The sequence below is a fragment of the Kitasatospora sp. NPDC094015 genome (assembly GCF_040304075.1).
Lineage (GTDB): Bacteria > Actinomycetota > Actinomycetes > Streptomycetales > Streptomycetaceae > Kitasatospora.
Window position 1 is genome coordinate 1 of the sequence record NZ_JBEOUL010000041.1, and the last position, 24875, is coordinate 24875.

Annotated in this window: 26 protein-coding genes; 18 read left to right on the forward strand and 8 right to left on the reverse strand. The window is 74.3% G+C overall.

All coding sequences use genetic code 11. The features are described 5' to 3' along the window. Positions 1-88: 88 nt before the first annotated feature. Both ABT014_RS30960 and moaA read right to left on the reverse strand, forming a co-directional pair. Positions 89-838 (reverse strand): HNH endonuclease family protein, encoded by a 750-nt coding sequence (locus ABT014_RS30960; protein ID WP_350642615.1) that lies wholly within the window; start codon positions 836-838, stop codon positions 89-91. A gap of 205 nt (positions 839-1043) precedes the next feature. Further along, positions 1044-2060, reverse strand: coding sequence for a GTP 3',8-cyclase MoaA (gene moaA / locus ABT014_RS30965; protein WP_350642617.1), 1017 nt, complete (start codon positions 2058-2060; stop codon positions 1044-1046). Between the two features lie 140 nt (positions 2061-2200). Between moaA and ABT014_RS30970 the strand changes: the two genes are divergently transcribed. From ABT014_RS30970 to ABT014_RS30990, 5 genes are all read left to right on the forward strand, one after another. After that, positions 2201-2887: a nucleotidyltransferase family protein gene (locus ABT014_RS30970; RefSeq protein ID WP_350642619.1), complete on the forward strand. Its 687-nt coding sequence runs from the start codon at positions 2201-2203 to the stop codon at positions 2885-2887. A gap of 197 nt (positions 2888-3084) precedes the next feature. Continuing rightward, the gene (locus ABT014_RS30975) at positions 3085-3948 is read left to right on the forward strand and encodes a hypothetical protein (protein ID WP_350642621.1); all 864 of its coding nucleotides are present in this window, start codon (positions 3085-3087) and stop codon (positions 3946-3948) included. Positions 3949-4119: 171 nt separating this feature from the next. Next, positions 4120-4929, forward strand: a complete 810-nt coding sequence (locus tag ABT014_RS30980) for a hypothetical protein (RefSeq protein WP_350642622.1) — start codon at positions 4120-4122, stop codon at positions 4927-4929. Between the two features lie 102 nt (positions 4930-5031). Beyond that, the gene (locus ABT014_RS30985) at positions 5032-5883 is read left to right on the forward strand and encodes an iron-sulfur protein (protein ID WP_350642624.1); all 852 of its coding nucleotides are present in this window, start codon (positions 5032-5034) and stop codon (positions 5881-5883) included. Positions 5884-6016: 133 nt separating this feature from the next. Continuing rightward, complete coding sequence (locus tag ABT014_RS30990; protein ID WP_350642626.1) at positions 6017-7078, forward strand: DUF2637 domain-containing protein; 1062 nt, start codon at positions 6017-6019, stop codon at positions 7076-7078. 128 nt (positions 7079-7206) lie between these two features. On the opposite strand, the gene ABT014_RS30995 is transcribed toward ABT014_RS30990, so the two are convergent. Continuing rightward, positions 7207-9435: a SpoIIE family protein phosphatase gene (locus ABT014_RS30995; RefSeq protein ID WP_350642628.1), complete on the reverse strand. Its 2229-nt coding sequence runs from the start codon at positions 9433-9435 to the stop codon at positions 7207-7209. A 366-nt stretch (positions 9436-9801) separates the two neighbouring features. Then, complete coding sequence (locus tag ABT014_RS31000) at positions 9802-10347, reverse strand: ATP-binding protein (protein WP_350642629.1); 546 nt, start codon at positions 10345-10347, stop codon at positions 9802-9804. A gap of 1022 nt (positions 10348-11369) precedes the next feature. Here ABT014_RS31000 and ABT014_RS31005 point away from each other — a divergent pair. The 3 genes from ABT014_RS31005 to ABT014_RS31015 are packed head-to-tail and all read left to right on the forward strand — an operon-like array spanning position 11370 to position 14921. Further along, positions 11370-12080, forward strand: a complete 711-nt coding sequence (locus tag ABT014_RS31005) for an urease subunit gamma (RefSeq protein ID WP_350642631.1) — start codon at positions 11370-11372, stop codon at positions 12078-12080. 52 nt (positions 12081-12132) lie between these two features. Then, positions 12133-13851 carry an urease subunit alpha gene (locus ABT014_RS31010; RefSeq protein WP_350642633.1) on the forward strand — a complete coding sequence of 573 codons (1719 nt, stop codon included), beginning with the start codon at positions 12133-12135 and terminating at the stop codon, positions 13849-13851. Positions 13852-13883: 32 nt separating this feature from the next. Continuing rightward, positions 13884-14921, forward strand: coding sequence for an agmatine deiminase family protein (locus tag ABT014_RS31015; protein ID WP_350642635.1), 1038 nt, complete (start codon positions 13884-13886; stop codon positions 14919-14921). 231 nt (positions 14922-15152) lie between these two features. Here the strand turns inward: ABT014_RS31015 and ABT014_RS31020 are convergent, their stop codons facing one another. Next, positions 15153-15356 (reverse strand): hypothetical protein, encoded by a 204-nt coding sequence (locus ABT014_RS31020; protein ID WP_350642637.1) that lies wholly within the window; start codon positions 15354-15356, stop codon positions 15153-15155. Further along, positions 15353-15523: a hypothetical protein gene (locus ABT014_RS31025; protein WP_350642639.1), complete on the reverse strand. Its 171-nt coding sequence runs from the start codon at positions 15521-15523 to the stop codon at positions 15353-15355. Before ABT014_RS31025 ends, ABT014_RS31020 begins: the two co-directional genes overlap by 4 nt. A 109-nt stretch (positions 15524-15632) precedes the next feature. Between ABT014_RS31025 and ABT014_RS31030 the strand changes: the two genes are divergently transcribed. The 4 genes from ABT014_RS31030 to ABT014_RS31045 all read left to right on the forward strand — a co-directional run bounded on the left by ABT014_RS31030 (position 15633) and on the right by ABT014_RS31045 (position 18477). Next, positions 15633-16391 carry a DUF5919 domain-containing protein gene (locus ABT014_RS31030; protein WP_350642641.1) on the forward strand — a complete coding sequence of 253 codons (759 nt, stop codon included), beginning with the start codon at positions 15633-15635 and terminating at the stop codon, positions 16389-16391. Further along, complete coding sequence (locus tag ABT014_RS31035) at positions 16378-16842, forward strand: NUDIX domain-containing protein (protein WP_350642642.1); 465 nt, start codon at positions 16378-16380, stop codon at positions 16840-16842. Before ABT014_RS31030 ends, ABT014_RS31035 begins: the two co-directional genes overlap by 14 nt. A 165-nt stretch (positions 16843-17007) precedes the next feature. Beyond that, the gene (locus ABT014_RS31040) at positions 17008-17610 is read left to right on the forward strand and encodes a hypothetical protein (protein WP_350642644.1); all 603 of its coding nucleotides are present in this window, start codon (positions 17008-17010) and stop codon (positions 17608-17610) included. 66 nt (positions 17611-17676) lie between these two features. Then, on the forward strand, positions 17677-18477 hold the full coding sequence (locus ABT014_RS31045) for an inositol monophosphatase family protein (protein WP_350642646.1): 801 nt from the start codon (positions 17677-17679) through the stop codon (positions 18475-18477). A gap of 91 nt (positions 18478-18568) precedes the next feature. Here the strand turns inward: ABT014_RS31045 and ABT014_RS31050 are convergent, their stop codons facing one another. After that, the gene (locus tag ABT014_RS31050; protein WP_350642648.1) at positions 18569-19111 is read right to left on the reverse strand and encodes a DUF1877 family protein; all 543 of its coding nucleotides are present in this window, start codon (positions 19109-19111) and stop codon (positions 18569-18571) included. 193 nt (positions 19112-19304) lie between these two features. Between ABT014_RS31050 and ABT014_RS31055 the strand changes: the two genes are divergently transcribed. The 4 genes from ABT014_RS31055 to ABT014_RS31070 all read left to right on the forward strand — a co-directional run bounded on the left by ABT014_RS31055 (position 19305) and on the right by ABT014_RS31070 (position 21845). Continuing rightward, on the forward strand, positions 19305-19787 hold the full coding sequence (locus ABT014_RS31055) for a hypothetical protein (protein WP_350642649.1): 483 nt from the start codon (positions 19305-19307) through the stop codon (positions 19785-19787). 107 nt (positions 19788-19894) lie between these two features. After that, the gene (locus ABT014_RS31060; RefSeq protein WP_350642650.1) at positions 19895-20056 is read left to right on the forward strand and encodes a hypothetical protein; all 162 of its coding nucleotides are present in this window, start codon (positions 19895-19897) and stop codon (positions 20054-20056) included. Beyond that, positions 20053-20367: a hypothetical protein gene (locus tag ABT014_RS31065; RefSeq protein ID WP_350642651.1), complete on the forward strand. Its 315-nt coding sequence runs from the start codon at positions 20053-20055 to the stop codon at positions 20365-20367. The genes ABT014_RS31060 and ABT014_RS31065 overlap by 4 nt, the downstream gene beginning before the upstream one ends. Positions 20368-20819: 452 nt before the next feature. Beyond that, positions 20820-21845 carry an SMP-30/gluconolactonase/LRE family protein gene (locus tag ABT014_RS31070; protein WP_350642652.1) on the forward strand — a complete coding sequence of 342 codons (1026 nt, stop codon included), beginning with the start codon at positions 20820-20822 and terminating at the stop codon, positions 21843-21845. Positions 21846-21911: 66 nt separating this feature from the next. Here ABT014_RS31070 and ABT014_RS31075 read toward each other — a convergent pair whose 3' ends face one another. Then, the gene (locus ABT014_RS31075; protein WP_350642653.1) at positions 21912-22529 is read right to left on the reverse strand and encodes a TetR/AcrR family transcriptional regulator; all 618 of its coding nucleotides are present in this window, start codon (positions 22527-22529) and stop codon (positions 21912-21914) included. Positions 22530-22647: 118 nt separating this feature from the next. Between ABT014_RS31075 and ABT014_RS31080 the strand changes: the two genes are divergently transcribed. Together ABT014_RS31080 and ABT014_RS31085 are read left to right on the forward strand one after the other, a co-directional pair. Further along, positions 22648-24099, forward strand: a complete 1452-nt coding sequence (locus tag ABT014_RS31080; RefSeq protein WP_350642654.1) for an amidase — start codon at positions 22648-22650, stop codon at positions 24097-24099. 103 nt (positions 24100-24202) lie between these two features. Further along, on the forward strand, positions 24203-24853 hold the full coding sequence (locus ABT014_RS31085) for an HAD family hydrolase (protein ID WP_350642656.1): 651 nt from the start codon (positions 24203-24205) through the stop codon (positions 24851-24853). Positions 24854-24875 lie beyond the last annotated feature (22 nt).

Consider the following 24875-nt stretch of genomic DNA (forward strand, 5'->3'; position numbering starts at 1 on the left):
CCGGGCCACCCGCCACGACGTCGGCAAGACAGTGAAACGCGCCGATTCGATCAAGGAACACCAAGCTTGGCGAGGATAAATCCCAAGCTCAGCCGCCGCACTGCGCCAGCATGGCCTTCTTGTCCGCCGCGGTCACCGGCAGCTGGTACTTCAGCGAGACCTGGGCGAACCGCACCACGTACGAGCAGCGGATCTCGGTGTTGACGGGCAGCCAGGTGGCGGGCCCCGAGTCGCCCTTGGAGGCGTTCTGCGAGCCGTCCGCCGGGATCAGGTTGAGCGGGTCGTTGGCTATCTGCACCCGCTTGGCCTTGTCCCAGGCCGAGGCACCCTGCTGCCAGTCGTAGGAGAGCGGCATCACGTGGTCGATCTGGATCTTGCTCGCCTGCTGCTTGGTGAACTGCACCAGCTTGCCGGTGTACGGGTCGTAGATGGTCATCCCGGTGACCACGCAGGGGGAGCCGTCCTTGTGCTCGACCTTGGTGCCGTCCCGGCCGAGCAGGTCGTCGCGGGTGGAGCAGCTGTTGTGGCCGAGCGGGACGCCGTCCACGTTGTCCGTCCACGGCGGCCCGAACTGGTCCCGGTCGTAGCCGGTCTTGGGGCCCGGCTCGGCCGTCCTGACCTGGGCGATCAGGGTGCGGGCCGCGCTGCGGTCCTGGTCCGAGGTGATCGCGGCGAGGCCGGGCTTGGTGCCGTCCGGGTTGAGCAGCGGGCTGGTGCCGCGCCCGCCCCCGGAGGCCGGGCCGGAGGACGGGCCGGGGTGGCCGGTGCAGGCGGTGAGCGCCAGCGCGGGGAGGAGCAGCGCGGTGGCGGCGGACAGGGCGGTACGGCGGGCGCGCACGGAGTTCTCCCCCGGTGGTGTGAGGCTGACAGCGCACCAGAACACCAGTGCTGCTCATACCGGGTCAAGTCGCTCCGCGGGGGCGTGCGGTGTCGCACGCCCGGCGGGCCGCCACCGGACGCCCTGCGGGCACGCGCCGGCCGCTCCCCCTGGCCCGCGCCCTCGAGCCCCGAGACCGGGCGCGGGGCCGGGCCGTGGCGTCCGGTCAGCCGCCGATCGCGGACATCGGCCGCTCGGGGCGGACGAAGCCGGCCGAGTTGATCGCGTGCCCCGGCCCCTTGCGGGCGATGGTGCTGCGCCAGGCCGATTCGACCGCTGCGTCGTCCGCCCCGCCGCGCAGCAGCGCCCGCAGGTCGGACTCCTCGGTCGCGAACAGGCAGTTGCGCAGCTGCCCGTCGGCGGTCAGCCGGACCCGGTCGCAGCCGCCGCAGAACGGCCGGGTGACCGAGGCGATCACGCCGATCACGGTGTCGGTCCCGGCGATCCGCCACTCCTCCGCGGGGGCGTTGCCGTGCCGGCCGACCGGCACCAGCGTCCAGCGGCGGCCGAGGATCTCCAGCATCTCGTCGGCGGTGACCATGGTGGACCGGTCCCAGGCGCCCTGCGCGTCCAGCGGCATCGACTCGATGAACCGCATCCGGTAGCCGTGCCCGGCGGCGAACTCGACCAGGTCGAGGATCTCGTCGTCGTTGACCCCGCGGACCGGGACGGCGTTGATCTTCACCGGGTCCAGCCCGGCCGCCCGGGCCGCGGCCAGTCCCGCGAGCACGTCGGCGATCCGGTCCCGCCGGGTGATCGCCGCGTACCGCTCGGGCCGCAGGGTGTCGAGGCTGACGTTGACCCGGCGCAGCCCGGCCGCCTTCAGCTCGGCCGCCGTGCGGGCCAGCCCGATGCCGTTGGTGGTCAGCGACAGGTCGGGCCCGAGCGCGGCGAGCCGGGCCATCAGGCCGGGCAGGCCGCGCCGCAGCAGCGGTTCGCCGCCGGTGAGGCGGATGCTGCGGATGCCGAGCCGGCCGACCGCGACCGCGACCAACCGGACGATCTCGTCGTCGGTGAGCACCTCGGCCTTGGGCAGCCAGTTCAGGCCCTCGGCCGGCATGCAGTAGGTGCAGCGCAGGTTGCAGCGGTCCGTGAGGGAGACCCGCAGGTCGGTGTGGACCCGCCCGAAGCGGTCGACCAGCGGGTCCGGTGCGCCGTGCCCGTGCTCTGTACGTGGTGCCATCAGCCCAGTACAGGGGCCCGGGCGCGGAAGATCCAGCGGCGGAAGAGCCGGGCCCCACGGCCGCCCCGCGCCGCCACCTCGTACGATCATCCAACTCCCGCGAGCTGACCAGCGAGGACGGCGGGGACAGACTGGGGGTCATGGCAGACCGGCACACCCCTCCCCGCCCGTCCGCGCCCGACCCGGCCCCGGCTTCCCCGCCGGCTTCCCCGCCGGCGAAGGCCCCGGCGACCGCCCCGGTGACCGCCCTGGTGCTGGCCGCGGGCGGCGGCCGGCGGCTCGGCGGCCGGCCCAAGGCGCTGATCCGCTACCGGGGGCGGCCGCTGATCGAGCACGCGCTGGCGGTGGCCCGGGCGGGCGGCTGCGAGCGGACGGTGGCGGTGCTCGGCGCGGCCCGGGCGGAGGTCCGCGCGGGCGTCGACGCCGGTGACTGCCTGCTGGTCGACAATCCCGACTGGGAATCCGGCATGGGCTCCTCGCTGCGGGTCGGCCTGACCGCGCTGCCGCCCGGCACCGCCGCGGTGCTGGTCCTGCTGGTGGACACCCCGGGCGTCACCCCGGCCGCCGTGGCCCGGCTGCTCGCCGCGCACGCCGACGGCGCCGAGCTGGCCGCCGCCGGGTACGCGGGCCGGCGCGGTCACCCGGTGCTGATCGGCGCGCGCTACTTCGCCGAGGCGGTGGCCGGCGCGGTCGGCGATGCCGGCGCTCGGGCGCTGCTCGCCGCGCATCCCGGGGACCTGCGCCTGGTCGAGTGCGGCGACGTGGCGACCCCGGAGGACCTGGACACCCCGGCCGATCTGGCCCGCTGGACCGGCGCCCCGGCCTGACCGGCGCCGGCCCGACCCGACCGGCGGCGCCGCCCGCGCATCCCCCGTGGCGGGCGTACGACGGCGCGCGGTCTGCGACCACGGCGTGATCCCGCCCCTGAACTGTCCCGGAGGATTGCCACATTCCGTACCAACACCTGCGCGGGTGGGCGAGGATGGGGAGGTAGCCGCCCAGCCGACGGAACGGGGTGCCCGCCATGGCCGCAGTGCCGCTGCCCGACGACTTCAGCGAGCCGGCCCGGTTCGGATCCGGCCCGCCGTCCGGCGCGAGCGCGATCCGCTGCCCGGCCTGCCGCCGCGAGCACCTGTACGAGCCGCCCAGCCTGCCCTGCCCGTGCGGCGCCCAGCTGCGGGTCCCGCTGCTGCGTGGTGGGGTGCCGGTGCAGGTGCGGTTCCGCTCCTGGGAGGACTCCTGGCTGAGCATGCGCTGCCCGCACTGCGGGCGCAGCGACCAGTGGCCGCAGCCCGAGTTCACCTGCAACTGCGGTGCCACGGTGCGGCTTCCGGTCGACCGGGCGCCGCGGCTGCAGAGCACCGGCCTGCCCGGGGCGCCGGCGCCGGGAGCGCCGCAGGGCGGCCGGCCACCGAGCGCCCGCCCGTACACCACGGCGGTGCCCTCCGGCCCGGTGGAGCCCACCGGCGCGCCGGGCGGCCACCGGCACCGGCTGCTGCGCCCGCCGTTCCGTCCGCAGCCGGTGCACACCTCGCAGGACGCGGTGCTCACCGCGGCCCGCTACCTGCAGTGGCTCGGCTTCGACGATCTGGAACTGACGGACAGTCAGGATCGCGACGCAGTGACCCTGTTGGGCGGTCATCTGGTGGCCCGGGTGGACACCTGGGCCGAGGCCGCCGACGTCAAGGCGGTCGAGTGCCTGTGGCTGGAGACGCTGCACGCCGAGCAGGTGGCCGCCGCGATGTTCACCACCGCCGGGTACTCGCGGCAGGCGACGGTCCGCGGGGAGCAGCTGCTGGTGGCGCTGTTCACCCTGGACGCGGCCGGCATACCGCAGGCCGCCAACGGTGCGGCCGAGGCGCTGATGGAGACCGGCTGGACCTCCTGAGCCCCGGCCCGGCCCCCGCGAGCGCCGCGGGGCCGGGCCGCTCGCGCTCCCTGACGGACTGCCGGATTCCGGAATCAGTCGCGCTCGTGATCTGGTGCACAAGCTCACCCCCGTGTTGAATTGCCGCCACAGCAGTCCCGCTCGCTGGATGGCGCACACAAGGAGGTGGCGTTGTCGGAGCACGGAACGGCCCTGGGGGGGACGGCGGAGGCGGTCTGGCGTCTGCGGTCGCGCGGATGCTGGCAGGAGGCCGCCGAACTGCTCCGGCCCAGCGCCACGGAGAACCCCGTCGCGGCCCTGAACCGCGCCGAACTGCTCATCGAACAGTGCCTGTTCACCGCTGACCACTGGGAGCCGGCCGAGGACGCGCTGCGCCTGGCGGAGGCCCGGGTGGACGGCACCGCCCAGCGCGCGGCCGCCTCCTGCGCCCGCGGGTTCCTCGCCTACGTGGCCAGCGTGCTCGGCCCGCGCGACCGGCTGGACGAGGCACAGGCCGCGCTCGGCCGGACCTCGGCGATGCTGCCGCCGGCCGCGGCCGGCCGGCCGCTGCTGGACTTCCGGCGCGGACTGGTCGCCGAGAACCTGCTGCACGACCCGGGCGCGGCCTGGATCGCCTACCGCCGGGCGCACGACGGGGCCACCGAGCACGGCGACGACCTGCTGCGCTCGTACACCTGGCAGCACCTGGCCTCGCTGGCGCTCTCCGCGGGCGACCGCGAGCGGGCCCAGGAGGGCTTCCGGGCCTCGCTGCGGCTGCGCGAGGAGCTCGGCTTCACGGTCGGGGTGGCGCCGGCGCTGGCGGCACTGGCCGACGTGTCCGCCCCGGCGGAGGCGGTCCGGCTGCGCGCGGAGGCGTCCCGGCTGGTCCAGGCGCTCGGCGGGGTACCGGTCTGGCTCGCGCGCCGGTTGCGTGCGCTGTCCGCGCCGGGCGCTCCCCCGGACGGACGCATCGACGACCAGGTGCCCGACGGAATCAGCTAAGGTGAGCCTTACCTGGCTGGGGTGAGCAGCGCCCCGGCCAGGTTCGCCGCCTTGCCGTTCCCGGGCACCCCAGGGCGCTCCGGTCGACCCGATGGGCCACCGATGACCGTGACCCCGAGCAGCGCCGACCTCCGGCCCCCCGCGCCCGATGCCGAAGCCCCCCTGCTGGCGAGCTACCGCCGACTCTCCGCCGCCTTCCCGGCCCTGCGGATCCACTGCTCGGCCCCGCAACCGGAGGCCGTCCGCGATCCGGCGCCGGGCTCCGACCGGATCCGCTCGGCCGACCTGGTCGACCACCCCCGGGTGCTCGCCGAAGCGGTCGCCCGCCAGAGCCGGGAGACGGCGCTGCGCCACGGCGTCACGCCCCGCCCGGACGTGGCCGCCGGGCTCTGCCTGCACCGCTACGCCTGGCCGGTGGCGCTGGCGTTCACGCTGCCCTGGTTCCTGGAGCGCCGGGTGCCCGCACTGCCGGTCGGGCGGGTCTCGGTCCGCCACACCGGCGGCGAACTCGCGCTGCGGCCGGCGGAGTTCAGCTGCCTGCCGGACGACCCGCTGGCCGGCCGCCCGGACGCCGAGGTGGTGCCGGACGCCGCCGCCCTGGACGACGCGCTGCTGGCCGCGCTGGCCGAGCACCTCACCCCGGTCCTGGCCGCCTTCCGCCCGCTGGTCCGGCGCGGTCCGCGCACCCTGTGGGGGCTGGCCACCGACGAGGTGGTGGAGGGGCTCTGGTACCTGGCCGGCCTGCTCGGCGAGGAGGAGCGCGCGGTCGCCGACCTCACCCGCCTGCTGCCCGGAACGCCCCGGCCGCCGTTCGTCGGTGGGGCCGGCTTCGAGCTGCTGGAGCGCCCCGGCGCCGAGCCGCTGCGCACCCGCCCCCGGGTGGGTTGCTGCCTGTTCTACACGGTCCGGCCGGAGGAAGCCTGTTTCGGCTGTCCCCGCACAGCGAATATCTGACGATATTTCGATCTCTCGTTCGGAATTTCGCTCTCCCCGGTGTATTGCCCCCAAACCAGCAATTCCGCTTGCATTTCTCCGCCATGATGGTCCCCGCTCATCACTAGGCTGGAAAGCGAGGCTGGTTCAGGTCATGAGACTGTCGGACATACCGCTGGGCTGGGCCGTCGCCGGGGTGGCCGCCCTGGTGGTCACCGCCACCCTGGTGGCCGTCGCCCGCACCCGATCCGCCGCGGCCGCGGCGGCCGGCGGCTCGGATTCCTGGGAGCGCAGCGAGGAGCGCCGGCGGCGCAAGGAGTCGATGTACGGCGGCGCCTCGTACGTGCTGCTGTTCTGCTGCGCCGCCGTCGCGGCGGCGCTCTCCTTCCACGGCCTGGTCGGCTTCGGGGTGCAGAACCTCAACCTCTCGGGCGGCTGGGAGTACCTGGTGCCGTTCGGGCTGGACGGCGCGGCGATGTTCTGCTCGGTGCTCGCCGTCCGCGAGGCCAGCCACGGTGACGCGGCGCTCGGCTCCCGGCTGCTGGTCTGGCTGTTCGCCGGTGCCTCGGCCTGGTTCAACTGGGTGCACGCCCCCCGCGGGTTCGGCCACGCCGGAGCGCCGCAGTTCTTCGCCGGGATGTCGCTGTCGGCCGCGGTGCTCTTCGACCGGGCGCTGAAGCAGACCAGGGTGGCGGCGCTGCGCGAGCAGGGCCTGGTGCCCCGTCCGCTGCCGCAGATCCGGATCGTGCGCTGGCTGCGCGCGCCGCTGGAGACCTACGCCGCCTGGTCGTTGATGCTGCTCGAAGGCGTCCGCACGCTGGACGAGGCGGTCGAGGAGGTCCGCGACGACAAGCGGCAGGCCTCCGTCAACCGCGAGCAGCGGCGGATGGCGCAGCGGCGCGAACGGGCCGAGATCCGGGCCATCGGCCGGACCGGCGGCGGGGTGTGGCGTCCGCGCGCGGCGCCGCCCCGGCAGCTGGAGCGGCAGTTGGAGCACCAGTTGGAGGCCGGCTCGGAGCCTGCCATAGCCCCGCCCGAGGGCCAGGAGCCGGCCACCGCGGCCGGCCCGGCCGAAGGGCGCCCGGCGCAGACCGGGCTGCCCGCCCGGCCGGCCCGGCGCAGCGTTGACCTGACGCCGGAGGAGGACACCATGGCCATCCCCCGGCTGGACTCGCTGGAGCAGAAACTGAAGGACCTGGAGCAGCAGTTCGGCTGATCCGGGGCCGGTCGCACCGGCGCCGCGCCACGGGGGTGGCGATCAGCCCCCCTGGCGCGGCGCCGGCCGTGTCCGTGTCCGTGTCCGTGTCCGTGCGCGGGTAGGACCCGGGGCCGGTGGTCCGAGCCTCAGGCCGGGAGCCGGTCCGCCCCGCCGGCCTCCGCCGACAGCTCGAACCACATCCGCTTCCCGGACCCGCGCGGCTCCACGCCCCAGCCGTCGGCCAGCGCCTCGACCAGCATCAGACCGCGGCCGGAGGAGGCCTGTTCGCCCGGTGTGCGGCGGGTCGGCCACAGGTCCGACTCGTCCTCCACCTCGACCCGCAGCCTGGCGCCGCCGCCCTGCTCCCGGTAGAGCCGGGCGGTGAACATCGCGTCCCGGTCGGTGTGCCGGATCGCGTTGGTGACCAGCTCGGAGGAGAGCAGTTCGGCGGTGTCGATCAGGTCCGGCACGCCCCAGCGGCGCAGCGCGTCCCGCAGCTCGCCGCGCAGTTCGGCGATCCGGGCCAGGTCGGCCTGGCCGATCCGGCGGCGCAGCTGCTGGGCCGCCAGACCGCCGGCCGGGCCGTCCCAGCGGAGCAGCAGCAGCGCTATGTCGTCCTCGCGCTCGCTGGAGTCGGCGGCCTGCGCGGCGATCCGGTCGGCCAGGTCCTCCAGCGGCTCGCGGGCGGCCTCGTCGATGCCCGGCAGCCGGCCGGAGATCGCCCGGCAGAGCCGCTCGAACCCGGTGTCCAGGTCCATCCCGCGGGCCTCGACCAGGCCGTCGGTGCACAGCACCACGGTCTCGCCCGGGTCCAGGCTGAACCTGGTCACCCGGTACTCCTCGTCCGGCGAGATGCCGAGCGGCAGGCCGCCGGCCACCGGGACCAGGTGCGCGGAGCCGTCCGCCCGGCGCACCACCGGGTCGAGGTGCCCGGCCCGCACCGCGTAGACCACGCCGTAGTCGACGTTGACCTCGGCGTAGGTGCAGGTGGCGAAGTGGTCGGTGTCCAGGTCGGCGAGGAAGCGCGAGGCGCGGGCCATCACCGCGGCGGGCGGGTGGCCCTCCGCGGCGTACGCGCGCAGCGCGATCCGCAGCTGGCCCATGATGCCGGCGGCGTGCACGTCGTGCCCCTGGACGTCGCCGATCACCAGGCCCACGTGGCCACCGGGCAGCGGGACCACGTCGTACCAGTCGCCGCCGATCTGCAGGCCGGAGCCGGCCGCCAGGTACCGCACGGCCGTGGTGACCCCGGGGACGGCCGGGACGGTGCGCGGCAGCATCACCCGCTGCAGGCCGGCGGCGAGCTCGTGCTCGGCGTCGTGCAGCCGGGCCCGGGCGAGCGACTGGGCGACCAGGCCGCCCAGGGTGGAGAGCAGGGTCCGCTCGTCGGTGTCCAGCTCGCGGTCGTCGTCGAAGCTGACCACGCAGACCCCGATCGCCCGGCCGCTGGCCACCAGCGGCAGGAAGACCCAGGCACTGCGGCCGGTGCCGCGCGCCCACTCCCAGGCGTCCGGGTAGCGCTCCTGGTACTCGGCGCCGCTGGCGATGAAGACCGGTGCGCGGTTGCGGACGGCCTCGGCGATCGGGTGCGCGGGGGCGAGCGGCGAGCGGTCGTGCAGCGCGACGTCCTCGTCCCGGTAGCCGCTGGCGCCCAGGATGGCCAGCCGGCCGGCCTCCATCGCGGCCAGCACCAGACCGTCCGGCGGGAGGCCGGGCAGCGGCAGCTCGGTGAAGACCCTGGCCACGTCACGGACGGTGACCGCCTCGGCGAGCGCCCGGGCGGCCTCCTTGATGAAGCGCGAGCGCTCCTCGCGCAGCGCGGCCAGCTCGCCGGCCCGCTCGCGCTTGTTCAGCTCGACGGTGGCGTCCCAGACGAAGCCGACCATCCGGGACGGGCGGCCGAAGGCGTCCGCGAGCACCCGGCCGCGGAACCGGACGGCGTGCAGCTCGCCGCTGGGGAAGAGGGTGCGGTAGTAGGCGCCGCACTGGCCGAGCTCGGTGACGGCCCGCTCCACCCGGCGGCGGACCACCGGCGCGTCCTCCGGGTGCAGCATCGCGAGGAAGGCGGCGGCGCTGCGGTCGATCCGGTCGGGGGCCAGGCCCAGGATCGCGCACGCCCGCGGGTCGGCCTCCAGCACGTCGTGCCGGATGTCCCAGTCGAACGAGCCGATGCCGTTGGCCGCCATGGCCGGCTCCAGCCAGTCCGGCGTGGAGTCCCCGGTACGGGTGGGCAGGCCCCGGGACACCGCTGTTCCCAGTCGGGCCTGGGCGACGCCGGGGGCGGTGCGCAGCGGCTGGGCCGCGGCGATGCTCCTGGTGGCCTGGGCCGGCGGGACACGGCGTACCGGCCCAGGCGCCTCGGGCTCTGTGGCCATGCTTCTCCTGCCGCTGCCGGGGCATGCGGTCCGGTCGGACTGCGTTAGCCGTGGGTTCTGTAGGACAGACGTGGGACTGGTGTGCCTGCCGTGGGACTGATGTGTCTCGAGTGACCGGTCGAGGCTCCATTCTCCCCGCCGCACCGGACACACATTCTCACCAGCCTCTCGTATGTTCGGCAAGGCGGCAATGCCGACGAACCATCCGGGGGACAATCGTGGACGATCCGAGTGAGTTCCCGGCGTGCCGCGGCCGTCCGCCCACGCCCGCGGCGGTCGAAGCGCGCCGCCGGTCGGGCCCGGATCGCTCACGCCCGGAGGGACGGGGCCGGGCCTACCGGAGCCGTCGAGTGGTCGGGCCGCCGGTCAGGCCGTGCCGAGCTCGAACCAGGTGACCTTGCCGTCCCCGCGCAGCTGCACGCCCCAGTCGTCGGCCAGCGCCTCGACCAGCAGCAGACCGCGCCCCGAGGTGGCCCACTCGGTCGGCGGGCGGCGCCCGGGCAGCCTGGTGGTGCCGTCCAGCACCTCGATCCGCAGGCGCTGCTCCGCGGTGAGCACCGCGTCCAGCACTGCACCCTTGCCGGTGTGCACCAGGGCATTGGTGACCAGCTCCGAGGTGAGCAGCTCGGCGGTGTCGGCCAGCTCGGGCACGCCCCAGCGGCTCAGTGCCGCGCGCAGCCGGTGCCGGACCGCCCCGACGGCGCCCAGGTCGGCCGGCGCGAACGCAGCGTGCAGCCGGTGGTGCACCGTGCGCTCGTCGTCGTGGGCCGGGTCGCCGGGGTGCCCGGCCGGCCGGCTGCCGGCGGGGCCGGCCGCCTGCCCGGTCTCGTGCTCGACCGGCCTCTCGACCGCCTGCTCGACCGTCTGCTCGACGGTGTGCCCGGCCGCCTGCTCGAACGTCCGGTCGATCACCTGGTCGACCGTCCGCTCGACCGGCGTCGGGACGCGGCGCCGGGTATCGGGCCCGGCGGGCCGCTGGGCCGGGGGGCCGGTCGGGAGCCCGGCCGGGGGCCCGGGCGCGTGGTCCGCCAGGTGGTCGGCCGGCGGGGGGTCGAGGGCATCCCCCGAGGGGCCGGGCTGCGGAGCCGGCGCGCCACCGCGTGGCGGCCCCCCGTACTGCGCCGGGCCGGTGCCCGCGGGAAGCCTGCTGTAGTGGGAGGCCGGGCCGCCGGCCGAGCGCTGCCGCGGAAACCTTGCCTGTCCGTCCATCACGTACGCCCCCGCCCTTCTTCCGGCGGCCGCGCCGAGTCCCCCGGCGGCGACGTCCGCGTGCTGACCATCCTCCTTCCCACTCGCGGGGCATGGCAACAGTGCATCCCCGGCCACCTGGGGTGAAGCGGGGCTCAGGGGCGCTCAAGTGATCCATCCGGTGCGCGGGTCGAGGTTTGCGGCGTCGATGACCTGTTCGGTCCCGAGCAGGCAGGGCCCGTAAGGAGTATGACGATCGGTCAGTTCTACGGTCGCACGAAGGATCGACCGGCGCACGCGGCATCCACCCGGCGCACGGGACGCCTGCCGCCCGCCGGGCCCGCGTCCTGGAAGCGCATCTCCTCGGCGGCGCGCTCGGCGCACTCCGGGATACCCGGCGCGTGATCCTCCGGGCACCCCCGCGGCACCGCCCGCACCCCGGCCTGCACCCCGGCGTACGGCCCGCCCCGCGGGACGGGCCGCGCCCTCGCCGTCACCAGCACGGCCCACTACGGCTCACTACGGCTCACCACCGTCCGCCACCACCCACCACCGTCCGCCACCGGGCCGATGGCCCGCCGGCGGGAAATCGGCGCGAGATGAGGCCCCGGCGGCGCGCCCGGCACGCGCAGCGGTCCGCCAGGAGCAACGCTGGACATGACGCCCGGGCCCGGGTTCAATGGGCCCCGGATGTTTGAACGTCGTTCTAACCTGATCCATCCACCGGCACCCGCGAGCGAGGAACCGTGCGACTGACCCCCACCGAACGGGACCGGCTGCTGATCTTCACAGCGGCCGAACTGGCCCGCGCCCGCCGCGCCCGCGGCGTGAAGCTGAACGTGCCCGAGGCCACCGCCCTGATCGCGGACACCGTCTGCGAGGCGGCCCGCGACGGCCGTCGCCTGGCCGAGGCGATCGAGGCCGGCCGCACGGTGCTCGGCGCCGAGGACGTGCTGCCCGGCGTGCCGGACGTGGTCACCGTGATCCAGGTGGAGGCGGTGTTCGACGACGGCACCCGGCTCGCCGTGGTGAACGACCCGTTCCAGGGGCGGGGCTCGCTCGGCGAGGAGGCACCCGGCGCCGCACTGATCGGCTCCGGCGCGGGCTACGACCCGGTCGAGGAGACCGTGCTGGTGCCCGTGCACAACACCTCCGAGGTGCCGATCTCGGTGACCTCGCACTTCCACTTCTTCGAGGTCAACCCGCGGCTCGCGTTCGACCGGGCCGCCGCCTACGGCACCCACCTCGCCGTCCCCGCCGGCTCCTCGGTCCGCTTCGACCCCGGCGCCACCGTCGAGGTCGGGCTGGTCCCGATCGGCGGCGCCCGGGTCGCGATCGGGTTCGCCGGCCTGGTGGACGGGCCGCTGGACGCGCCCGGGGCCAAGGAGGCGGCGCTGGAGAAGGCCCGCGCGACCGGCTACCTGGTCAACTTCGACGAGTCGGAGGTCGAGTCGTGACCGCGCGCCCCGCCCTCGTCCGCCCCGCGTCCCACACCCCGGAGGTCGGCGCATGAGTGCCATCACCCCCCACGACTACATCGCCGTGCACGGTGCCCGCACCGGCGACCGGATCCGGCTCGGCGACTCCGGGCTGATCATCCGGGTGGAGTCGGACTCCCAGGAGCCCGGCAACGAGTTCCTGGCCGGCTTCGGCAAGACCGCCCGCGACGGGCTGCACCTCAAGGCGACCGCCGTGCGCGAGACCTGCGACGTGGTGATCAGCAACGTGGTGGTGATCGACGCCGTCCTCGGCATCCGCAAGACCTCGATCGGCATCCGCGACGGCCGGATCGTCTCGACCGGCCGGGCCGGCAACCCGGACACCATGGACGGCGTCGACGTGGTGGTCTCCACCGGCACCACCATCGTCTCCGGCGAGGGCATGATCGCCACCGCGGGCGCCGTCGACACCCACGTCCACCTGCTCTCCCCGCGGATCATGGAGGCCTCGCTCGCCTCCGGCGTCACCACCATCATCGGCCAGGAGTTCGGACCGGTCTGGGGCGTCGGCGTCAACTCGCCCTGGGCGCTGCGCCACGCCTTCAACGCCTTCGACGCCTGGCCGGTCAACATCGGCTTCCTGGGCCGCGGTTCCTCCTCCGACCCGGCGCCGCTGATCGAGGCGCTGGCCGAGGGCGGCGCCTCCGGTTTCAAGGTGCACGAGGACATGGGTGCACACACCCGGGCGCTGGACACCGCGCTGCGGGTGGCCGAGGAGTACGACGTCCAGGTCGCCCTGCACACCGACGGCCTCAACGAGTGCCTGTCCGTCGAGGACACCCTCGCCGTGCTGGAGGGCCGCACCATCCACGCCTTCCACATCGAGGGCTGCGGCGGCGGGCACGTCCCCAACGTGCTGAAGATGGCCGGGGTCGAGAACGTCATCGGCTCCTCCACCAACCCCACCCTGCCGTTCGGGCGCGACGCCCTCGGCGAGCACTTCGGCATGATCGTCTCGGCCCACGACCTCAAGGTCGACCTGCCCGGCGACGCCGCCATGGCCCGCGACCGCATCCGCGCCGGCACCATGGGCGCCGAGGACGTGCTGCACGACCTCGGCGTCATCGGGATCACCTCCTCCGACGCCCAGGGCATGGGTCGCGCCGGCGAGACCGTCCGCCGCACCTTCGCCATGGCCGGCAAGATGAAGACCGAACTCGGGCCCCTCGACGGCGGGTTCGGGACCACCGAGGGCGGCGACGACAACGAGCGCGTGCTGCGCTACATCGCCAAGCTCACCATCAACCCCGCCATCGCCCACGGCCTCGCCCACGAGGTCGGCTCCCTCGAGGTGGGCAAGCTCGCGGACATCGTGCTCTGGCGGGCCGACCACTTCGGTGCCAAACCGCAGCTCATCCTCAAGGCGGGCTTCCCCGCCTACGGCGTGGTCGGCGACCCCAACGCCTCCACCGACCGCTGCGAACCCCTCGTCCTCGGTCCGCAGTTCGGCGCCCACGGCGCCACCGCCGCCGACATCTCGGTCGCCTTCGTCGCCCAGGCCGCCGCCGACGGCTCGTACCTGGACGTCGCCGCCGACCAACTCCCCACCCGCAGAAGGCGAGTGGGGGTGCGGAACACCCGCGGCATCGGACCGCGCAACATGATCCGCAACGACCGGATCGGCCACGTCCAGGTCGAGGCCGACACCGGCCTGGTCTCGCTGGACGGCTCCCCGCTGCGGTCCGAGCCGGCCGACAGCGTCTCGCTCAGCCGCCTGTACTTCCTCTGAACCCCTCCCCCACCTCTTAGGACCTGCTTCCCATGACCACTCCCGCCTCGCTCGGCTACCGGATGCCCGCCGAATGGCACCCGCACGACCGCACCTGGATGGCCTTCCCCACCGACAACCAGACCTTCGACAACGCCGACCACCTGCACAGCGCCCGGCAGGCCTGGGCCGAGGTCGCCAACACCATCGTCCGGTACGAGCCGGTCACCCTGATCGTCAACACCGGCGAGAGCGCGGCGGCCCGGGAGTACGTCGCGGCCGAGGTCGAGATCGTCGAACGGCCGCTGGACGACGCCTGGATGCGGGACATCGGGCCCACCTTCCTGATCGACGGCAAGGGCTCGCTGGCCGCCGCCGACTGGATCTTCAACGGCTGGGGCGCGCAGTCCTGGGCCCGCTGGGACAACGACCAGCACATCGCCGAGCACATCAGCGAGCTGACCGGGGTGCAGCGCTTCGCCTCCCGCCTGATCAACGAGGGCGGCGGCATCCACGTCGACGGCGAGGGCACCGTGCTCGTCACCGACACCGTCCAGCTCGGCGAGGGCCGCAACTCCGACTGGACCCGCGAGGAGGTCGAGGCCGAGCTGCACGCCCACCTCGGCACCACCAAGGCCATCTGGGTGCCGCGCGGACTCACCCGCGACTACGACGAGTTCGGCACCCGCGGCCACATCGACATCGTCGCCTCCTTCGTCCGGCCCGGCGTCGTGGTCGCCCACGTCCAGCCCGACCCCGCCCACCCGGACCACGAGGTCTGCCGGCAGATCGTGGACGGCCTGCGCGGCGCCACCGACGCCCGGGGCCGCACCCTGGAGGTCATCGAACTCCCGGCGCCCACCGTCCTGACCGACGAGGACGACGAGCCGGTCGACTACTCCTACATCAACCACTACGTCGGCAACGGCGTGGTCGTCCTGTGCGCCTTCGACGACCCCCGCGACCAGGAGGCCGCCGCCATCCTCGGCAAGGCCTACCCGGGCCGCGTGATCGAACTGGTCGACGCCCGCGAGATCTTCGCCAACGGCGGCGGCATCCACTGCATCACCCAGCAGCAGCCCAAGCCGTAACGCAGCACCCACCCCCCGGAGCCGAGTCACCGGCCGCCCCAGGCGCCCACCCGACTCGGCTCCGGCCGTTACTCGGCCCCGCCCCGCACGTCCGATTCACGAGCAGCCGCGGGCCCCGGACACCCCCGGTGCTCGCGGATCGAGTCCGAGTGGCTGTTCAGCACCTGCACGAAGCGCCCCCGACCGTACCCACCGCAGACCACGCAGTACCCGGAGTCCTCCGGCTGCGGCTCAGGCACCGAGCACCGCCGTCTCACCGAGGTACCGCAACCGCGCCGCATGGCCCTGCGCGGTCTCCCGGATCCCGAAGGTCAGCACCTCGCCCTCCTCGCTCTCCGCCCACAGCCCGGCCACCCGGTCCAGCACCGCCCACAGCTCGCGACCCCTGCCGTCGGCCGGCAACTGGATCACCTCGTAACGACCGGCCTCGCTCACCGGTCCAGCTCCAGGTGACCGGTGCACAGCAGGGTGTCGCGCACGACGCCCGGCGCGATCCGGTTCACGGGCCCGGGATGGAGTGGAGGAGCGATGGAGCCGCACTTCGCGCACGCGTCCACGATCTCGGAGATCGGGATCAGACCATCAGGCCGAGTCTCAGTCACACCCTGATCGTCGGTCGTAACGCCAGGACGTCCCACGCCGTTTCGAGGACGTTTGAGACGTCCCGCTGGTACACCTTGACTCGTCCCCGCGGATCCGAGAGGTGCCCTCATGAACGACGCCCTCAGGCAGGCGCTGGCCCGTGCGAACATGACGGAGTCCCAGCTCGCACGGGCCTGCGGGGTGGACCCCAAGACCGTCGGCCGCTGGGTCGCCGACCCGACCCGCCTCCCGCACGCCCGCCACCGATCGGCCGCGAGCCGGGTGCTCGCCGTGGAGGAGGCGGCCTTGTGGCCGACCGTGCGGACGATGGTCAAGACCGGGCCCGACCGGGAGATCGTCCAGGTCTACCCCTACCGGTCGGCCGCCCCGGCCTCCCTGTGGCGCCAGCTGATCTCGAAGGCCGAACGTGAGATCTCCTTCGCCGGCTACACCAACTACTTCCTGTGGCTCGAACACGCCAACCTCGGCGCGCTGCTGCGGCGGAAGGCCGACGCGGGCTGCCGGATCCGATTCGTCCTCGGTGACCCGGCGAGTCCGATCACCCGCCGGCGCGAGATCGAGGAGGACGTCCCGCTCACGCTGTCGACCCGCATCGAGGTGACGCTGTCGGAGCTGGCCAAGCTCAGGGACACGACCGTCGAAGCCCGCTACGAGACCGGACACGTCTCCCTGTCCGTGTTCTGCTTCGACCAGGACATGATCGTCACGCCGCTCCTCCCCGGCCGGATCGGCCACGACGCCCCGATGATGCATCTGCGCCGAGCCCAGGACGACGGCATGTTCGACAGGTTCGCCGGGCACGTGGAGGATCTGTGGGGCAAGGGCCGCGACGTCTGGACGATGGAGGTACAGCATGCCGAGGCGTGACTACGAGGACGATCCGAACGCCCCGAAGGCCAACAGCCTGGTACCCGCAGCGTCCGTGGTGGTGGTCGGCGACGACGGCCGGGTCCTGCTCCAGCGGCGGACGGACAACGGGATGTGGGCGCTGCCCGGCGGGAAGATGGAGATCGGCGAGTCCCTGGCCGACTGCGGAGTCCGCGAGACGCTGGAGGAGACGGGCATCCAGGTGGACATCACCGGCATCGTCGGAACGTACACCAGCCCCGGCCACGTCTTCGCCTACGACGACGGCGAGGTCCGCCAGGAGTTCTCCATCTGCCTGCTCGGCCGGCCGGTCGGCGGCCGCATCGCGGTGTCCGACGAGTCCACGGAGGTCGCGTGGTTCACGCCGGAGCAGACCGACGACCTGCCGATGGTGGCCAGCATCCGCAAGCGGCTCACCGACTGGCGAGCGGGCGCTCCGGTGGTTCGCTGAGACCTGGAGGGGCCGAGCCCGGCCGGATGCCCCCGCGGCGACGACACAGCCACCGGCTGACCCGGGAGCCCGGCTGAAATTGCCCGACGGATCGTCAGCTCAATTACCTGTGCCGGGTGTACGGGACCGGACCGTCCGGGATTCGGCCCTGACTACAGTGGGGCCATGCCGGGACACCTGGAGCAGGCCGGTCTTGTCGACCTCTTCCCGCTCACCAACATCGAGTCCAAGTCCGACCTGGTAGGCCGCCTGAGCGCCGCCCGCGAGCAGATCACCATGTTCGGCCTGACCCGCAACTTCTACAGCAGCGACGACATGCTGCCGGTCTTCATCGCGAAGAGCCATGAGGTCCCCATCAGGATCTTCATCATGGACCCGTACGGCCAGTCCCGCCGCGACCGCTACCGTCTGGAGCCGGCCGAGGCCGCGATGGAGGACCCGGCCCGGTACGAGCGGGAGGTGCTCCGGCCGCTCGCCCGGACCGCGGCGCGGGACGGCGGCGACCTCCGCATCTACCTGTACGACTTCCCGTGCAGCTTCGCGATGGAGCGGATCGACGATGCGATCCGCGTGATGCTCTACGGGCACGGCAAACGCGGGACCGACGGCCCCATCCTGACCTTCGACAAGGGGCTGGACGGCGGGACGCCGTACTGGGACTACTTCGCCGGTCAGCTCGACTGGATGCAACACCTGTCGGGGGCCGACGAGATCCCCGAGCCGTGGCGCTCCAAAGGGATCAAGGTCTGGGAGTACCAGGCGGGCTGAGCCTTCGGGGCAACAAGGCGCCGCCTCGCCGGGGGCGTCGGGTCGGGCGGGCGGTAGCCTCCGGGGGTGATCAACTCGTGGGCGGGGCTCGATGATGCCGGTGTCGCGGTCGCGGCTGCGCGAGCCGGTGCGGATGTGGTGCGTGAGCTGTTCGGGCGGCGGTTGGAGCGGGTCGACAAGGGGGGCGGGGACTTCGCCACCACCGCGGACCTGGCGGCCGAGCGGGCCATCCTCGAGGTGCTCCGGGCCGCCCGGCCCGGGGATGCCGTCCTGGGTGAGGAGGGCGGACGGCAAGGCGCGGTAGGGGCCGAACGCCGGTGGCTGGTCGACCCGTTGTGCGGGACGCTGAACTACGCGGTCGGCAGCCGGCTGGTGGCCGTCAACGTGGCGCTGCACGGTGGCGCGGCGGCGGTGGCCGATCCGTTCGGCGGCGAGGCCGGCGAGGTTTTCGTCACCGACGGCACGCACGCCTGGGTGCAGCGGGGCGAGGACCGGGAACCGCTCGTCCCCACGGGCGGCACCGGGCTGGTCGACGTCAACCTCGACCCGCCCTTCCCCGGCGCACCCGGCTTCCGGGCCGTCGACCTGCTGGCGCACCCCGACTTCGTGGCCCGGTTCCGCCCCCGGGTGGTGTCCACGACGCTGGCGCTGGCCTGGGTCGCCGCCGGCAAGCGGGCCGCCTACGTCACCGACGGCGGCGACCTGTCGGGGAGCGTCCACTTCGCCGCGGGCATCGCCCTGTGCCGGGCGGCCGGCTGCACCGTCACCGGGATCGACGGCGAGCCGATCGGCCCTGCGGGCCGCGGCCTCGTGGTGGCCGCCGATGCCGAGACCCACCGCCAACTGATGTCGATGATCCGGCGCTGACCGGCTCCTGCACGGCTGCGAACTCCTCTCCGTGAACGACCCCGCCCAGCAGGTGACGTTCCCGCCCGACCCGGCCCGACCGGTGGCCGGCTCACTCCGATTCGAACTTGACCATCGCGTCGCCCGCAGTTGCGGCCGCGGCGAAGAACGTCTTCAGCGCTTCCAGGTCGGCGATCAGCGATGCCGCCCATGCCTGGCTCCACGGTGTGGCGAAGCCCAGGGAGTCGACCTCCTCCGCCAGTTCGGCATCCAGGTCCGTGACCACCTCGTCGACCGAGAGCTGCTGAAGGAAGGCCGACGCGTCCCGTACCTCCTCGGGACGGAGCACCCGCAGCTCCCTCTCGAAGACGAACCCGTGCTCGGAGACTTCCTCACCGCCGGTGCGGCGCTCGCCTCCGAGAACCGGCAGCTGAGCAGCACGGATCCGGGCACCGGGAACCGCGGCCACGCCCCCTTCCAGCAGGGCGAAGTGCATCAGATCGCCGTGGCGTTCCACGGCCATCACCGTGCCGGCCGCACGAAGCGACGGGAACTCGGCGTCGAACCAGTGCGGCACCAACGCCAGCAGTTCCCCCGGAGTCAGCTCGTCCAACGACCGACCTGTCACCCGTCGCCAGAAGAAGTCCACGCTCATCCCCACACGCTCCCTCGCCACTGCCCCGGCACTCCCGGTACCGCTCGCGCAGCAGGCTAAGCGGCCCCTCCGACAAGCCGGACGGGCGGCGCCGATCCGGTCACCCCGGAGTCACGGGGCGGTCACGTGCGGCGCGGCGCCGGGCGGGCAGGGGTAGCGTCCCCCACCTCATCTCCGATGTCCTGGGGGACTCTTGCGCACGCGTGCCGCCTTCCTGACCACCGCTGCCGTCACCGCCGTGCTCGGCCTCGCCGCCTGCGGTTCCTCGGCCACCGGCACCAGCCCGGGCGGCGCCACGAGCACCGGCACCCCGGCCGCCGCACCGACGCCGACCACCCGCAGCACCAGCCCCACGCCCACCGCCACCCGCTCGAGCACCGGTGCCACCCGCACCGCCGAGCCGAGCGACGTCGAGATCACCGCCTGCACCACCGATCCCGCCCAGCACCTGCCGTCCGCCGAGCTGACGATCACCAACCACGCTGCGGTGAAGGTCAATTACTCGGTCCGGGTCGAGTTCCTGACCGCCGCCGGCGTCTCCGCGGGCGAGGGCGCCGTCACCGTCACGGGGCTGGCCGCGGGGCAGGTGTCGACGCAGCAGGCCCACGGCGCCGCTGCACTCACGGGCCTGCCGACCTGCCGGTTGATCGAGGTCACCCACTACCCGAGCCCGTGACGCCGCACGCCGGCCGGCCCGACCCGTCCCCGTCCGGCTGATCCTCACCGGATCCCGCCCGCCCCACCCGCCCCGGGCGCTACTGTCGGTGCCCAGGAGGTAACAGCATGTCCGAACCACAGATCTGCCCCGGCTGCGCGAACGCCCGGGGGACCGAGAAGGTGCAGCACACGGTGGAGACCGACGCCAACGGCCAGCAGGTCCACCGGGAGCACCGGTACTGGTCGCCGTGCGGCCGGTGCGGCGGAGCAGGAGTGATCCACGGATGAGGCTCGTCTTCGTCTGCCAGGCCTGCGCAGGCCGCTACCTGCCGCCGGACGGCCTGGTGCACCCGGACGGTACCCGGGCCAGCACCGTGTGGTGCGCGCCCTGCCAGGCCGCCGCGGCCGCGCGCGGCATCCTGGAGTCGCCCGAACTCGCCGCCGTGGCCATGCTGCTGGCCGTCCGCGCGATGCGGACCGCGCTCGGTGCCCGCGCGCAGCGCGAGCCCGCCCGGCGGCCGGACCGGCGCCCGAGCGGGCCGGCCCGCACCCGCCGTGGGCAGCTGCGCCCCGGTGGCGCCCGGAGCCGACTGGGCTGACCCGCTCCGGCCGGTGGTCGCCACGCCGGTACCGGGCCCGGCGCCCGGCCGGCACTCGGTCGACGTCCGGCACGGCCTCGCACGCGGGCGCCGCCAGCACCGCCAGGACCGACGACGGAGAGCAGCAGCAACAACGCCCGCCCCACCCAGGTGATCGCGAACGCCCGCGCCCGCCTTGCCTCTTCGTATGCCCGCACGATGCAGGCCCGCCCAGGTCGATCCGCCATCAGGCGAGGTCCGCGGAGCGACCGCAAGATCATCCGTCAGGACGGAGACACCGGGGTGCTCGGGCCGGAACTGGAGGAACGGAGAACGCGTCGGCGGCCCTCGCAGCCCCGCCGCCGTTGCTCCGGCCGGGCGTACCTGCCGCGTCCCTGACAGCGGCCACCCGGGCCGGGCCGCTCGCCGTGCTCTGCTGGAACACCCCGCCAGGTGAACCAGAAGGAGCGACCTTGCCGCAGCACGCCATCGCCTCCCGTGCCCCGCACACCCCCCACACCTCCCGGCTCCCCCGTCTCGGCGGCGCCGTCGGCGCGGCCGCCCTCGCGCTGACCCTGCTCGCCGCCACCCCGACGGCCGCGGTCGCGCCGCCGCTGTCCGACCCGCATGTCCTGGTCCACTTCGACCTGGCCGCGGGGCAGTTGCCGGAGAACATCGCCCTGGAGCCGGACGGCTCCGCCGACCTCACCTTCACCGGCAACCGGCAGGTGGTCCGGGTCGGCCCGAGCGGCGGGGTGAACGTCCTGGCGACGCTGCCCGACCCGGGGGTGAGCAGCACCCCGGTCCTGGGGAACCCCGCGGTCACCGGGATCGTCCGCGACCACGACGGGACGCTCTACGTCAGCTACTCGACCGGGACCGCCGAACTGACCGGCATCTGGCGGCTGCCCGCCGGCGGCACCCCGCAGCGGATCGCCACCCTCCCCGCCGACGGGCTGGCCAACGGCCTCGCGCTCGACGAGCACGCCCGGGTGCTCTACTCCGCCGACTCCCGGCTCGGCGTGGTGCACCGCATCCCGCTCGACGGCGGCCCCGTGACGGTCTGGGCGAGCGGGCCCCGGCTGGAGCGGACGGGGTTCATCGGCGCCAACGGTCTGAAGATCCACCAGGACGCGGTCTGGGTGAGCAACTTCGACCGGGCCACCCTGCTGCGGATCCCGATCTGCGCGGACGGCTCGGCCGGCCCGGTCGAGGTGCGGGCCGAAGGTCTCACCGGCGTGGACGACTTCGCGTTCGTCGGTCACGGCGACAGCGTGCTCGCCGCGCTCAACAGCCTCGACCAGGTGGCCCTGGTGACGCCCGGCGGCTCGCACTCGATCGTGCTCACCCGGGCGGACGGCCTGTCCAACCCCACCGCGGTCGCCGTGCGCGGCCGGCGCGTGCTGGTCACCAGCGCCGCCTTCACCAACCTGCCGCAGGACCCCAACCTGCTGCTCGCCCGGCTGGACCGGCCCAAGCAGCACGTGCCGGCCCGCTGAGCGCGGCGCTCCCCACGATCGGGCGGCACTCCGGCGGCTCACACAAGGACGGCCGACCCGGCCTGCTCAGCGTCCGCCGGCCGCGCCGCCCCGGTCCAGGACGCCTTCGACCGCGGCGAGGAGCCGCTGCGCGACCCGGTCGACGCTCCCGTTCTGGGCGCTGACCTGGGCGCCTTCCAGCAGGAAGGTGAGTTCCGCGGCGGCGTCCTGCGGTGCCCGCACGCCGGCCCGCTCGCACATGCCGGTGAGCCGGCGCAGCTGGGTGGCCTTGTGCTCCTCGATCAGCCGGCGGGCCGGCAGGTCCCGGTCGGGGAGGCCGGCGATGGAGTTGACGAAGGGGCAGCCGCGCTGCGCGATGTCCGGTAGCCCGTCGGCGACGAACCGCGCCACGGAGAGGACCTGGGCCCGGCCGTCATCGGGGTGCTCGGCCTGCGCCCGGTCGAAGGCGCTGGAGTAGCCGGCCGCGACGATGCGCAGCCACTCCTCGATCAGGGCGTCCTTGGTGGCGAAGTGCCGGTACAGGGCCATTTTCGTGGTGCTCGCCCGCTCGGCGATGGCCTGGACCCCGACCGCCCTGATGCCCTCGCGCAGGAACAGTTCCTCGGCGGCGTCCAGGATGCGCTCGCGCGGGGGCAGCCGGGCCACGCGCGTGTCCCGGCCCGGTCTCGGGGGGCTGCCCGCCATCTCCGCCTCGCTTCGGTCGCCGTCGCCAGCCGATCTCCGCCCATGCTACGTTACCGACCGACCCCGAACGATACCGATCGGTATCACACGGGACCGATCGGAACCACGAGGGTTGAGCATGGAGTTGCACGAATACACCCGGTACGACGCCGTGGGGCTGGCCGACCTGGTCGCCCGGGGCGAGGTCGGCGCCGCGGAACTCGCCACCGCCGCCCAGGAGGCGATCGCCGCCGTCAACCCGCGCATCAACGCCGTGGTGGAGAGCTGGCCGGCCGAGGACACCCCGACCCCGGGCAGCACACCGCTGGCCGGGGTCCCGTTCCTGATCAAGGACCTGGCCGTGGCCATGCGGGGCAAGCGGGTCGAGCTGGGCAGCCGCCTCGCCGCCGGGAACGTGGCGGCGGCGGACTCCTTCCTGATGCGGCGCTTCCGGCGGGCCGGCCTGGTCACGCTGGGCCGTACCGCCTCCCCCGAGTTCGCCTACAGCACCACCACGGAGCCCGCCCTGTACGGAGCGACCCGCAACCCCTGGGACCTGGACCGGACCGCGGGCGGCTCCAGCGGCGGATCGGCCGCGGCCGTCGCCGCCGGGATCACCCCCCTCGCGCACGCCACGGACGCGGCCGGCTCGATCCGGGTCCCCGCCGCCAGCACCGGGCTGTTCGGGCTCAAGGCCACCCGCGGCCGGGTCTCCATGGGCCCGGACGCCGACGAGGTGTTCAACGGCCTGGCCGTGCACGGCGCGCTCAGCCGGACGGTGCGCGACAGCGCGACGCTCCTCGACCTGATCCAGGGCCCGGAGACCGGCGACCCCTACGCCGCCGCACCGCCGCGACGCCCGTACGCCGAGGAGGTCGGCCGCGAGCCCCGACCGCTGCGGGTCGGCCTGCTCACCACCCCGTGGAACGGCCGCGCGGTGGAGCCGGCCGTGCGGGAGGCGACCCTGGACGCCGCCCGCCTGCTGGAGTCGCTCGGCCACCGGGTCGAACCCACCACCGTGGACCTCGGGGTGAGCTGGGAGGAGTTCGTCCTCGCCAACGCCCGGCTGTGGACGGCCAACCTGGTGACCTGGATCGACTCCTTCGCCGAGGCGTCCGGCCGCCCCGTCGACCTGACCACCCTCGAGCCGGAGATCCTGGCGAGCTACCACTGGGGGCGCCGGGTCGGTGGTGCGGAGTTCGTGCGGGCCCTCGACGTCCGCAACCGGGTCGCCCGGTCGATCGGCGCCTACTTCGAGCGCCACGACGTGCTGCTGACCCCCACCTTGCCCGAACTCCCGGTGACGATAGGCACCTACGGGCACGGCGCCGAGGAGGCGGACGGCCTGGGCTGGCTGGAGCACCTGTTCCGGCGGTCCCCGTTCACCGCGGTCTTCAACGTGGCCGGAACCCCCGCCATGTCGGTGCCGCTCGCCGTCGATCCGGCCACCGGACTGCCGATCGGCCTCCAGTTCGCGGCCGGGTACGGACGCGAGGACCTGCTGTTCCGCCTCGCCGGACAGCTCGAACGGGCCGCTCCCTGGGCACGGCGCACGCCCCCCGTCCGGGCGGGCGCCGACCCGACCGGCTGACCCCGGCCGTCCGCGCCCGGCGCACCGTCACGACCCCGCGCCGCCCGGCGCGCCGGGGCGCGGGCTCCCCGGGCGGTGTGCGGGCCGTGGCTACGCTGGCGGCATGCCGCGCCTCGTACTCGTCGACCTGGACCACACCCTCGTCGAGCGGCGGTGCCCCACCCCGGACTGGACGGCGGAGTTCTGCACGGCGCAGGGGCTGCCGCCCGCCGCCGTCGCGCCGGTCCTGCTGGCACCGAAGCCGGAGACCTTCACCGGCCTCGCCGCCACCTACGGCCTCACCCGCAGCGGGCGCTCCCTGTGGGCCGAGTACGTCGACGGGCTGGCCGACCAGGTCTACTGCCTCCCGGGCGCGGTGGAGGCGCTCGGGAAGCTGCGGGCGGCCGGCTGGACGGTGGTCGTGCTGACCAACGGCTACACCGCGATCCAGGGCGCCAAGCTCGCCCGGACCGGGCTGGTGGACGCGGTCGACGCGGTCTGCATCTCGGAGGAGGCGGGCGCCCGCAAGCCCGACCCGGAGATCTTCCGGGTCGCGGCGCGGCGCTGCGGCCACGACCTGGCGGCCGGGGCGTGGATGGTCGGCAACAACCCGGCCACCGACATCCTGGGTGCCCAGGCCGCCGGGGTCGGCACGATCTGGATCTCCCCCTCGCTCCCCTGGCGGGCCGAGCATCCGGCCCCCGACCACACCGTGCCGGACGTGCCCGCCGCGGCCGCGCTGCTGCTCGGCCCGACCCTGCCGACCGTCGGCTGAGATCCCGTCAGGCGCCCCCCAC